This is a genomic window from Micrococcus sp. ACRRV, assembly GCF_022346985.1.
Taxonomy (GTDB): domain Bacteria; phylum Actinomycetota; class Actinomycetes; order Actinomycetales; family Micrococcaceae; genus Micrococcus; species Micrococcus porci.
The window spans coordinates 1-11,126 of sequence record NZ_JAKRNH010000079.1 but is presented as its reverse complement, the minus strand read 5'-3'; the positions used below and the strand labels follow the sequence as shown (position 1 = coordinate 11,126).

General features: G+C 74.9%; 9 protein-coding genes. 7 read left to right on the top strand and 2 right to left on the bottom strand.

The features are described from left to right. The first annotated feature begins 129 nt into the window (after positions 1 to 129). The 7 genes from MHY29_RS08835 to MHY29_RS08805 all read left to right on the top strand — a co-directional run bounded on the left by MHY29_RS08835 (position 130) and on the right by MHY29_RS08805 (position 9,971). Positions 130 to 675 (top strand): hypothetical protein, encoded by a 546-nt coding sequence (locus MHY29_RS08835; RefSeq protein WP_239240359.1) that lies wholly within the window; start codon positions 130 to 132, stop codon positions 673 to 675. A 30-nt stretch (positions 676 to 705) separates the two neighbouring features. Next, positions 706 to 1,815: an o-succinylbenzoate synthase gene (locus tag MHY29_RS08830; RefSeq protein WP_239240356.1), complete on the top strand. Its 1,110-nt coding sequence runs from the start codon at positions 706 to 708 to the stop codon at positions 1,813 to 1,815. Between the two features lie 195 nt (positions 1,816 to 2,010). Beyond that, positions 2,011 to 4,152, top strand: coding sequence for a PhoX family phosphatase (locus tag MHY29_RS08825; protein ID WP_239240353.1), 2,142 nt, complete (start codon positions 2,011 to 2,013; stop codon positions 4,150 to 4,152). Between the two features lie 110 nt (positions 4,153 to 4,262). Beyond that, positions 4,263 to 6,128 carry a 2-succinyl-5-enolpyruvyl-6-hydroxy-3-cyclohexene-1-carboxylic-acid synthase gene (gene menD / locus MHY29_RS08820; protein ID WP_239240334.1) on the top strand — a complete coding sequence of 622 codons (1,866 nt, stop codon included), beginning with the start codon at positions 4,263 to 4,265 and terminating at the stop codon, positions 6,126 to 6,128. Continuing rightward, the gene (locus tag MHY29_RS08815) at positions 6,125 to 7,516 is read left to right on the top strand and encodes a geranylgeranyl reductase family protein (RefSeq protein ID WP_239240331.1); all 1,392 of its coding nucleotides are present in this window, start codon (positions 6,125 to 6,127) and stop codon (positions 7,514 to 7,516) included. The genes menD and MHY29_RS08815 overlap by 4 nt, the downstream gene beginning before the upstream one ends. Further along, positions 7,513 to 8,577, top strand: coding sequence for a polyprenyl synthetase family protein (locus MHY29_RS08810; RefSeq protein ID WP_224356527.1), 1,065 nt, complete (start codon positions 7,513 to 7,515; stop codon positions 8,575 to 8,577). The genes MHY29_RS08815 and MHY29_RS08810 overlap by 4 nt, the downstream gene beginning before the upstream one ends. A 155-nt stretch (positions 8,578 to 8,732) precedes the next feature. Beyond that, positions 8,733 to 9,971 (top strand): SH3 domain-containing protein, encoded by a 1,239-nt coding sequence (locus MHY29_RS08805; protein ID WP_239240328.1) that lies wholly within the window; start codon positions 8,733 to 8,735, stop codon positions 9,969 to 9,971. A 34-nt stretch (positions 9,972 to 10,005) separates the two neighbouring features. Here MHY29_RS08805 and MHY29_RS08800 read toward each other — a convergent pair whose 3' ends face one another. Next, positions 10,006 to 10,500 carry an HIT family protein gene (locus tag MHY29_RS08800; RefSeq protein WP_224356529.1) on the bottom strand — a complete coding sequence of 165 codons (495 nt, stop codon included), beginning with the start codon at positions 10,498 to 10,500 and terminating at the stop codon, positions 10,006 to 10,008. Then, complete coding sequence (locus tag MHY29_RS08795) at positions 10,497 to 10,991, bottom strand: hypothetical protein (protein WP_224356530.1); 495 nt, start codon at positions 10,989 to 10,991, stop codon at positions 10,497 to 10,499. The genes MHY29_RS08800 and MHY29_RS08795 overlap by 4 nt, the downstream gene beginning before the upstream one ends. Between the last annotated feature and the right edge of the window lie 135 nt (positions 10,992 to 11,126).

The following is an 11,126-nucleotide window of genomic DNA, read 5'->3' as shown; positions in this document are numbered from 1 at the left end:
GCGCCCCGCCGGCGGCGGCAAGCTGGACTTCACCGCCATCCAGCCCGTGCAGCGCACCGTGGACACCATGACCGTCCCCGGATCGCCCTCGACCCCGCCCGCCTGCACGCCGCCCGCGCGGCCCTGTCCGTGTTCGGGCCGGTGCACCGCCAGGAGCCCATCGAGTGGGCGGCGGAGGAGCCGCTGGCCCCGGACCTGGCCGAGTTCTACCGCGAGGTGGGCCCGGACTGGGTGGAGATCGACACCCTGGGCCTGCCCCTGCTGATGTTCCCGCTGGAGCGGCTCTGGGACGAGCAGGCCGGGTACCGGTGGAACCACCGCACCGGGGCCATGCTCGCCGACTGGAACGAGGACTGGACGGTGGTCGCCAAGCAGGGCGCCGAGCCGTTCATCCACGAGGCCGCCACCGGCCACGTGCTCATGGCCCACGGCGAGGAGGGCTGGGAGGACCGCCTCGGGGAGCCGGTGCCCGTGTTCCGGGACGTCGCTGAGATGACCCTGGCGCTGTGCGCGGCCGGGGCCGCGTGGGCCGGCTCGGACGACCCCTTCACCGCGGACTGGCACGTGCGCCCCGAGGTGACCTCCGCCGTCGTGGACGGGCTGGAGCAGGTGCTGGGCGACCGCGCCCGCGCCGTGGACGTCGCCCGCCGCCTGGGCCACCTCCGCGCGGCCTGAGCCGTCGCCGGCCTCCCTAGACTGGCCGGCATGACCGTCCCCGCCGCACACGACGACGCCGACTCCCGCCCCGGATCGGCGCTCCCGCCCCTGCCGGGCGCCCCCGGCGGACCCGCGCTGCCGGACGTGGACGAGCTCCTGGAGCACGCGGTGGCCGTCACCCTGCCGATGACCGTCCGGTTCCGCGGCACCACGGAGCGCCGGGCCCTGCTGCTGCGCGGCCCGGCCGGGTGGGCCGAGTTCTCCCCGTTCCCGGAGTACGGCCCCGCCGAGGCCTCCCGCTGGCTGGCGGCCGCGGTCGAGGCCGGCTGGCAGGGCTGGCCCGCCCCCGTCCGCTCCGAGGTCCCCGTGAACGCGACCGTGCCGGCGGTGGACGCCGCCGACGTCGAGTCCGTCCTCGCCCGCTACGGGGACGGCATCACCGCCGTGAAGGTCAAGGTGGCCGAGCACCGTCCCGGCGGCGGCCTCGTCGACCCGACCCACGCGGCCGACGTCGCCCGCGTCCGCCGGGTCCGGGAGCTCCTGCCGGAGGCCGCCGTGCGCATCGACGCGAACGCCGGCTGGGACGAGGACCGGGCCTTCGCGGTGCTGGGTGCGCTCCAGGACGTGGGGCTCGAGTACGCCGAGCAACCCGTGGCGGGCATCGCCGGCCTGGCCGCGCTGCGCTCCCGCCTCCGCGCGGCCGGGATCGCCACCCCGATCGCCGCGGACGAGGCCGTGCGCAAGGAGACCGACCCGCTCGCCGTCGCCCAGGCCGGCGCGGCCGACCTGATCGTGGTGAAGGTCCAGCCCCTCGGCGGGGTGCGCCGGGCCGCGGCGATCGTCGCCGCGGCCGGACTGGACGCCGTCGTCTCCTCCGCCCTGGACACCTCGGTGGGCATCGCGGGAGGCGCGGCGCTCGCGGCGCGCCTGCCCTCCCTGCCGTTCGCGTGCGGGCTCGGCACCGCCTCCCTCTTCGCGCACGACGTCGTGTCCCCGGCCTGGCGGCCCGCCGACGGCTCCCTGCCGGCGCCGGGGGAGCGGGCCCCGGAGCCGGACCCGGCCCTGCTCGCGGCGGCGCGGGCGGACGCTGCCGAGCACGCGTGGTGGGCCGAGCGGCTGCGCGCCGCCCACGCGGTGCTGGCGGCCCGGGGGCGCTGACGGGGACGGATTAACGCACGGCCTCGGGACGAAATCCCACGGTGGCGGCGAATTCCCCTCCGGTTCACCTGGGTGTCGTCGACGGCTCGTCCGTGGAGGCCACGCTGGGCGGTGCGAGCGGGCCGTGGGCCCGCCTCCGGCCGCGGCACCCGTCACCGGCCGGGCCCCGTCTCATCCGGATGTGAAGGAACCCCCATGCTCAAGCGACTCCTGCCCATGGCCGGCCACACCCGCGGCAACCGCTCCGCCGTCACCTGCGAGCTCAAGTGCGGCAACGCCTGCTCCCACCCGATCCCGAACACCTCGGCCAACGAGACCTTCCACTCCGTGGCCGAGCGCGCCATCTCCCGCCGTGCCGCGCTCGGCGTGGGCGGCGGCCTGGCCGCGGCCGTCGTGATCGGCGCCAACGTGGCCCACGCCCCCGAGGCCCTCGCGGACAACGGCCTGCGCCCCGCCGGCGGCGGCAAGCTGGACTTCACCGCCATCCAGCCCGTGCAGCGCACCGTGGACACCATGACCGTCCCCGAGGGCTACGACTGGGGCACCATCATCCGCTGGGGCGACCCGCTGTTCGCGGACTCCGAGGAGTTCGACATCGAGCACCAGACCGGCGCCTCCGCCGCCGGCCAGTTCGGCTACAACAACGACTACCTGAACATCATCTCCGACGGCGGCAACCACCGCCGCGGCTACCTGGTGTCCAACCACGAGTACACCAACGAGAACATCATGTTCTCCCCGGAGTACATCGCCTCGAACCCCGAGGACGTGGTGAACGCCGGCATCGAGTCCCACGGCCTGTCCGTGGTGGAGCTGGAGCGCCGCAAGGCCGGCGCCAAGTGGGAGTACGTCCGCGGCGGCCGCCGCAACCGCCGCATCACCGGCACCACCCCCTTCCGGGTGACGGGCCCCGCCGCCGGCCACGACCTGCTGAAGACCGTCGAGGACCCGACCGGCACCCGCGTGCTCGGCACCCTCAACAACTGCTCCGGCGGCACCACCCCGTGGGGCACCGTGCTCTCCGGCGAGGAGAACTTCAACCAGTACTTCAAGGGCCGCGGCACCGCGGAGGAGAAGCGCTACGGCATCTCCACCTCCGCCACGCAGCGCGGGTGGGAGCGCTTCCACGATCGCTTCGACCTCGCCAAGGCCGGCTACGAGAACGAGGCCCACCGCTTCGGCTGGGTCGTCGAGATCGACCCCGAGGACCCGACCTCCACCCCGGTGAAGCACACCCTCCTGGGCCGCTTCAAGCACGAGGCCGGCACCGCGATCATCTCCGAGTCCGGCCACGCCGTGGTCTACTCCGGCGACGACGAGCGCCACGACTACCTGTACAAGTTCGTGTCCTCGAAGAAGGTCATCGAGGGGAACAAGAAGCACAACATGACCCTGATGGACGAGGGCACGCTCTACGTGGCCAAGTTCACGGGCGACTCCCCGGCCTCCGAGATCGACGGCAAGGGCACCCTGCCCTCCGACGGCGCCTTCGACGGCTCCGGCGAGTGGATCGCCCTGGCCTCCCACAAGAAGTCCTACGTGCCCGGCATGTCCCTGGCCGAGGTCCTCGTCTTCACCCGCATCGCCGCGGACAAGATGGGCGCCACCAAGATGGACCGCCCGGAGGACGTCGAGACCAACCCGGTCAACGGCAAGGTCTACGCCGCCCTCACCAACAACACCAAGCGCACCGCCGTCGACGAGACCAACCCGGTCATCGGCAACCGCGACGGCCACGTCCTGGAGATCACCGAGAAGTGCGGCGACCACACGTCGACCTCCTTCAACTGGGTCATCCTGCTGCTCGCCGGCGACCCCAAGGTCTCCTCCTCGGCCTACTTCGCCGGCTACCCGAAGGAGCTCGTCTCCCCGATCTCCTGCCCGGACAACGTGGCGTTCGACTCCGAGGGCAACCTCTGGATCTCCACGGACGGCCAGCCCGGCACCATCGGCTACGCCGACGCCCTGCACAAGGTCACCCTGGACGGCCCGGAGCGCGGCCGCGTGCAGCAGTTCCTCGCCGTCCCCCGCGACGCCGAGACCTGCGGCCCGGTCATCCACGACCGCGACAACTCCGTGTTCGTGAACGTGCAGCACCCGGGCGAGGACGGCAACTGGGGCGCCCACACGTCCTACTTCCCGGACTTCCTGTCCCCGAACGGCCCGGTCCAGGTCGGCGACAAGGTCGCGGCCCCGCGTCCGTCCGTCGTGCAGGTCTTCAACGCGACCGGCAACAACGGCATCGGCAAGGGCTCCGGCAACAAGAAGGGCAACCACGGCAAGGGCAGGGGCAACTCCGCCTTCGGCCACGCCCAGGGCCACGGCCCGAAGAAGTGATCCGCGCCGGCGACTGAGCCGGTCGCAGCCCCCGTGGTCCGCCCCCGTCGCCCCGTGCGGCGGGGGCGGACCCGTGTCTGCCGGTGCGCCCGCCTAGACTGGAGGCCACCATGTCTTCCGTCGACTCGACCACCCTGGCCCGCACCGTGGCCGCCGCCCTGCTCGAGGGCGGCATGCGCGAGGCCGTGGTGTGCCCCGGCTCCCGCTCAGCCCCCCTGGTCTACGCCCTCGCCGAGGCGGAGCGGCGCGGCCGGATCCGCCTGCACGTGCGAGTGGACGAGCGTTCGGCCGCCTTCCTGGCGCACGGGATCTCCCTGGCCACCGGCCGCCCCGTGGGCGTGCTGACCACGTCCGGCACCGCCGTCGGCAACCTGCTGCCCGCCCTGATGGAGGCGTTCCACGCGGGCACGCGCCTCGTCGCGCTGACCGCGGACCGGCCCGCGGAGATGCACGGCACCGGTGCCAACCAGACCACCCGCCAGGAGGGGCTGTTCGCCCTCCACACGCGGGGGGCGGCGTCCATCAGCGCGGACCTCGCCCCCGGCGAGGGCGTCGAGGAGCACCTGGGGCGGGTCGCCGCCACGGTCCGCCGCCTGCTCGTGCGCGCCGAGGGGCTCGTGGTCGACCCGGCCGCGGTCCGCCCGGACCTCGCCGAGGCCCCCGCCGGGCCCGTGCACCTCAACCTGCCCTTCCGCGCCCCGCTCGTCCCGGACGCCGGGCAGCTCGCGGCCATGGCCGCTCCCGCGGCCCCGGGCGACGACGCCGACCGCCCCGCCGAGCCCGCCCCCTGGCGGGCGCCGGGCAGCGACCTCACCGCCCGCGTGGACCTGGACGTGTCCCGGCGCCCGGAGCGGCGCACCGTCGTGTTGGCCTGCCACGGCGCCGGCCCGGTGGCGGCCGCGTTCGCGATGGCCCTGGGGCTGCCGCTGCTGGCCGAGCCCAGCTCGAACGCCCGCTTCACCGTCAACGCCGTGGCCGCCTACCCGCTGCTGCTCGGCCCCGCCGGCGGCGCGCCGGGCTCCGACCAGGGGCACCCGCTCGCGGAGTGCATCGAGCGCGTCGTGCTCTTCGGCCGCCCCACGTTGACCCGCACCGTCACCGCCCTGCTGGACCGCCCGGACGTCGAGGCGGTGTTCTACTCCCCGGAGCCCGCACCGTGGTTCGAGCCCGGTCGGCGCCCGGAGCGCGTGGTCACGGACCTCGGAGAGCTCGCGGACTTCGCGGGCCAGGGCGCCGCCGGCTGGGTGCCCGCCTGGCAGCGCGCCTCCCACCGGGCCCAGAACGCGGTGGAGGACGCGCTGGTGCGGGCGGACCGCCAGCACGGCCTGTCCCCGCAGAGCGTCGCCCACGTCGTCCCGGCGGTCACGCGGGGCCCGCTGGTGCTGGGCTCCTCCTCCCTGATCCGGGACGTCGACCTGACCTGGCGCCCGCCGACCGCCCCGGACGCGGGCGTGTTCGCCAACCGCGGGCTCGCGGGCATCGACGGCACGATCGCCACGGCCGCCGGCGTCGCCCTGGGCACGGGGCGGCGCACCGTCGCCCTGATCGGGGACCTCACGGCCCTGCACGACGCCGGTGGGCTGCTCGTCGGGGACGGGGAGCCGGAGCCGGACCTGGACGTGGTGGTCGTCAACGACGCCGGCGGTGCGATCTTCGCCGGCCTGGAGCACGGCCAGGTGGCCGGCCACGCGGGCATGGCGGACGTGGTCGAGCGGTTCTTCGGCACGCCGCACCGCGCGGACCTCGCCGCGCTCGCCGCCGCCTACGGCGTGCCGCATGTGCTGGTCGAGGACCGCGTCGAGCTCGTCCACGTGCTCGGCGCCCCCGAGCGCGGGCGCCGGCTCGTCGAGGTGCGCGTCCACCGCGCCGACCGCCCCGCCGTCGCCGCGGCGATCGCCCGGGCGGTGGCCGAGGCCGTCGCCGCCGACCCCGTCCCCGCCTGCACCGGGGCCGCCGCCCCCGAGGAGGAGTCATGACCGAGCACCCCACCCCCGCCGCAGCGCCCGTCGTCCGCCGGGCCGACGTGCTGATCTCCGGGGCGGGCCCCGCCGGGGCCACCGCCGCCGCGCACCTGGCCGCGGCCGGTCTGGACGTCGTCGTCCTGGAGAAGTCCGCGTTCCCGCGGGAGAAGGTCTGCGGCGACGGCCTCACCCCGCAGGCCGTCCAGGAGATCCGCAACCTGGGCATCGAGCATCAGGGCGGCCCCGGCGACGACGGCGGCTGGCACGCCGTGCGCGGCCTGCGCCTGCGCGCGGGGGAACGGTCCGTGGACGTGCCCTGGCCCGCCACGCAGAGCTGGCCCGACTACGCCCTGACGCGCACCCGCAAGGACCTGGACGCGCTCCTGGCGGACACGGCGCGCGCGCGCGGCGCCGAGGTCCGCGAGCGCCACGCCGTCACGGGCGTCACCCGGGACGACGCGGGTCGCGTCGACGGCCTCGAGGCCGAGCTGATCGCGGAGAACGGCCGCAAGACGGGGGAGCGGGTCCGGTTCGCGGCGCCCCTCGTGCTGGCCTGCGACGGCGTCTCCGCGCGCGCCGCCGTCTCCATGGACGTCCACCGCCGCACCGACCGCCCGATGGGCGTGGCCGTGCGCGCGTACTACACGGCCGGGCCCGTGGGGGCCGACGGCGCCGTGCCCCGCCCGCCGGGGGACCGAGTGGACTGGATGGAGTCCTGGCTGCGCCTCCCCGACGAGCACGGGAACCCGCTGCCCGGCTACGGGTGGCTGTTCCCCCTGGCGGACGGCACCGTGAACGTGGGCCTGGGCATCCTGGACACCTCCCCCCTGTTCGGGAAGCTGGACTACCGGGCGCTCCTGAAGCAGTGGTCCGGCGCGCTGAGCGAGGACTGGGGGATCTCCGAGGAGACCCGCACGTCCAAGATCCTCGGCGCGGCCCTGCCCATGGCGTTCAACCGCACGCCCCAGCACGTGGCGGGGATGCTGCTGGTGGGCGACGCCGCCGGCATGGTCTCCCCGTTCAACGGCGAGGGCATCGGCTTCGCGATGGAGGCCGCCCGCATCGCCGCGGACCTGGCCGTCCAGGCCCATGCCGCGCCGAACACCCCCGCCGCGGACGCCGTGCTCGCCCGCTACCCGGTGATCACCCAGCACCTGTGGGGCCGCCACTTCCGCCTGGGCACGGTGTTCGCCCGGCTCATCGGCGAGCCGCGGGTGATGCGCGCCGCGCTGGCCACCGGCATGGCGGTGCCCCCGCTGCTGCGCACCGTGGCCCGGGTGATGGGCAACGTCGTGGATCCGTCCGGCGGGGACGCGGTGGACCGCGCGGTGCGGATCCTGGAGTCCGTCACGCCGTCCCTGACGACGGCGGACGCCCCCGGTGTGGGTAGGCTTGCCCGGTGACCACGTCTGCCGCCGGCTTCGCCCTGCCCTCCGGATTCGACCCCCTGGCCGAGCACGGCCGGGTGCTCGAGGCCGTCCTCACCGCCCTGGAGCGGGTCGAGGAGCAGCTGACCGCGTCCCTGGAGTTCGACGACGTCTTCTCCCAGACCGCCACCCGCCACCTGGCCTCGGCCGGCGGCAAGCGCGTGCGCCCGGTGCTCACCGTGCTGGCCTCCCTGCTCGGCGACGCAGGCCTGGCCGAGGGACAGGTGGGCGAGGTCGGCCCCGAGACGCGGCAGGCCGCCGTCGTCATGGAGCTGACGCACCTGGCCACGCTGTACCACGACGACGTCATGGACGAGGCCCCCGTCCGCCGCGGCGCCCCCGCCGCACACCGGCTGTGGGGCAACTCGCAGGCCATCCTGGCCGGCGACCTGATCTTCGCCCGCGCCTCGCAGCTGATGGCCGAGCTCGGCCCGCGGCCGGTGCGCATCCAGGCGGAGACGTTCGAGCGCCTCGTGCAGGGCCAGCTGTGGGAGACCCGCGGCCCCGACGAGGGCCAGGACCTCCTGGAGCACTACTACCGGGTGCTCCGCGGGAAGACCGGATCGCTGATCGCCGCGGCGGGCGTGCTGGGCGCCTACCTGGGCGGGGCGGACGAGACCGCCGTGCAGGTGATGGCCGACTACGGGGAGAAGGTCGGGCTGGCCTTCCAGCTCGCCGACGACCTGATCGACCTCACCAGCTCCGCCGAGGAGCTCGGCAAGACCCCGGGCACCGACCTGCGCGAGCACGTCCCCACCCTGTCCACCATCCTCGTGGCGCGCGCCGCCGCGGGGGAGGGGCCGGAGGCCGACGACGCCCGCCGCGTGCTCGCCCTCGTGGACGGCCCGCTGGACACCGACGAGCAGCTCGCCGCCGCCGTCGCCGCCCTGACGGCGCACCCGGCATTCGCCGAGGCCGGCGCCCTGACCCGCCGCTGGGCGGAGGAGGCCAAGGCCGCGCTCGCGCCCCTGCCGGAGTCCGTGGTCACGGAGGCGCTCGCGGCGTTCGCCGACTACGTGGTCTCCCGCGCCAGCTGACGCGCTCCGCCCGCCCCGCGGCCGACCGGCGCGGGCACGTTCGCCGCAATGTCACGATCCGGTAACGCTGTGGTCGGCGGATCGACCCTACGCTGAGGTGCCGCCCTCCCCGCGTGCGCCTCCGTCTCCTCTCGCCCGAAAGGCGCAGATCCCCCATGCGCTCCGCCTCCCGCCGCACCCTGATCGCCGGTCTCGGCGCCACCGCCGCCCTCGCCCTCACCGGCGCGTCCGCCGCCCCCGCCCTGGCCGCGGGCACCGCCACCGCCACCATGGACGTCTACCTGCGCGCCACCCCGTCCTGGACAGCCGGGCGCCTGCTCGTCGTCCCCCGGGGCGCCGCCGTCTCCGTCACCGGGGTCGTGAGCTCCGGCTGGCAGCAGGTCGGCTACGCCGGGCAGACCGGCTGGATCGTCCCGGACTACCTGACGCCCGTGGCCGCCGTGGCGGTCACCGACCTCACCTCCGTGGCGACCTCCCTGCGCTCCACCCCCTCGTGGTCCGGCGGGCAGCTCGCCTACCTCGCGGCGGGCACGGGCGTCGCCCGCACGGGAGCCACGAGCGGTTCCTGGGCCCAGGTGACCACGGGCGGCCGCACCGGCTGGCTGCACACGGGGTGCCTCACGCCCGTGGTGGAGCGCACCGTCGCCGTCGTCGCCCGTCCCGTGACGCGCCTCAACAGCACGTTCGCGTACGGGGCCCAGTCCTCGGCCTACCACGTGTGGGCGGACGGCATCGACTGGAGCCGCCCCACCGGTGTGCTGTGGTACCTCGACGGCGACTACACGAACCCGGCCTGGTCCCGCGTGATGAACCCGACCGGCGCCGAGATGACGTCGATCGCGGCCGAGGCCAATCGCCGCAACCTGGTGTGCGTGGCCGTGAACACCCCGGACGTCTACCGCGTCGACGTGGGCTACTCGTGGTGGTACGACCGCCCGAGCACCGCACCGTACTTCCGCGCCTTCGCCGACTGGTTCAACCGCACCTACGGCATGGACGCGGGCCGCCAGTGGCTCATGGGCTACTCGGGGGGCGCCCAGATGATCACGGGCAGCATCATGGCGCAGCAGCAGTCCACGTGGGGCTTCTCGGGCGGCGGCGCCATCATCGTGGGCGGCGGCGGCCGGCCCTGGACCTACGACGAGGTCGGCATGGGCTCCACGTACAAGCAGATGAGTGCCACGTGGATGGTGGGCTCGCTCGACGTGGCCGGCGCCACCGTGCCCGCCACCTGGTCCGCGCTCGACTCCGCGCGCGGCGGCCAGGCGTACTTCGCAGCGCAGGGCTTCGTGAACACCGCATACACGGAGCTGGCGCAGGTGGCCCACCGCTACGTCCTCGCCGACGTGATGCAAGCCCCCCTGGACGCGGCCGGCGTCGCGCGCCTGCGCTGAGCACGACGCCGCCGGGCCCGCTCCCGCCCGGCGGTCAGTCCAGCAGCGTCGGCGCCGGGTCGAGGGCCGCGGCGAGCTCGCGGGCCCGTGCCGCGCGGACCTCGGGCGCCACAGGGTGGCGCAGCTGCCGGTAGAGCAGGTCGTCCTCGTAGCGGGGGAACACGTGCAGGTGGTAGTGCCACACGTGCTGGTTGCCGGCCGGCTCGTTGTGCTGGCGCGTGGAGACGCCGTCCGGTCCCCACGCCCGCTTCATGGCCAGGGCCACCTGCTGCGCCATGAGCGCGATCCGCTGCAGCACGCGCGGGGGCAGGTCGTAGAGGTTCTCGTAGTGCCCGGAGGGACAGACCATGGCGTGCCCGTCGTGCTCGCCGAAGCCGTCCACCGCGATGAGGACGAGCACGTCCTCGTCCTGGTAGACGGTGTCCTCGAGCTCGCACCGGTTGCCGGGGTCGGAGACGTCCCCGGCCACCAGGCCGCAGAACGGGCAGACATACCCCTCGGGGGCGTGGGAGAGCGGCTGCGCGCTCATCGGGCGTCCTCCGCGGCGTCGTCCTCCGGGTCCTCGAACGTCCACACCAGCAGGTCTGTGATGAACTCGCTGAACGTGCCGCCCTCGTCCTGCCAGTCTCCCTCCTCGGCGTCCGCGCCGGTGTCGCGGCGCCACACGAGCGGGTCCGGCAGGGCCAGGTTGTCCACCGGCAGGCCCCACACCACGGTCTCGCCCTCGTCCTCGAGGAACATCAGGAAGCCGTCACGGACCTCGAGGTCCTCCGGGTCCCACACGTAGTGGTCCGTCTCCATGAGGTCGCCGCAGTTGCCCAGCGCCAGGTAGAACTCGCGCAGCGCGGCGGGGACCATGAAGCCCGTGCCCAGCTGCTCCGCGGCGGGGGACTCCGCCAGGCGAGCCTCGACGTCGGCGGGGGCCAGCCCGTCGTCCTTCGCCCAGGTGTCCCCGAGAAGGTCCGGGACGAGGCGCTGGAAGCCGGGCAGGTACACGGGGGCGGGGGGCTTGGCGGGCATGGGCCCAGTCTAGGTGTACTGACCGGGGACGTTGATCGAGTCCGCTGCATGTGAGGCGTCGAGCTTCCCAAGGAGTGCCTCCAGCGCTGTCAGCTCGTCGGGGGTCAGGGCGTGGAAGAAGGCGTTGCGTCCCTG

What these genes read in the sequence shown, in the direction of transcription:
- MHY29_RS08805 (WP_239240328.1), top strand. Translation starts at nt 8,733, where the DNA reads ATGCGCTCCGCCTCCCGCCGCACCCTGATCGCCGGTCTCGGCGCCACC.
- MHY29_RS08830 (WP_239240356.1), top strand. Translation starts at nt 706, where the DNA reads ATGACCGTCCCCGCCGCACACGACGACGCCGACTCCCGCCCCGGATCG.
- MHY29_RS08815 (WP_239240331.1), top strand. Translation starts at nt 6,125, where the DNA reads ATGACCGAGCACCCCACCCCCGCCGCAGCGCCCGTCGTCCGCCGGGCC.
- MHY29_RS08825 (WP_239240353.1), top strand. Translation starts at nt 2,011, where the DNA reads ATGCTCAAGCGACTCCTGCCCATGGCCGGCCACACCCGCGGCAACCGC.
- menD (WP_239240334.1), top strand. Translation starts at nt 4,263, where the DNA reads ATGTCTTCCGTCGACTCGACCACCCTGGCCCGCACCGTGGCCGCCGCC.
- MHY29_RS08800 (WP_224356529.1), bottom strand. Translation starts at nt 10,500, where the DNA reads ATGAGCGCGCAGCCGCTCTCCCACGCCCCCGAGGGGTATGTCTGCCCG.
- MHY29_RS08795 (WP_224356530.1), bottom strand. Translation starts at nt 10,991, where the DNA reads ATGCCCGCCAAGCCCCCCGCCCCCGTGTACCTGCCCGGCTTCCAGCGC.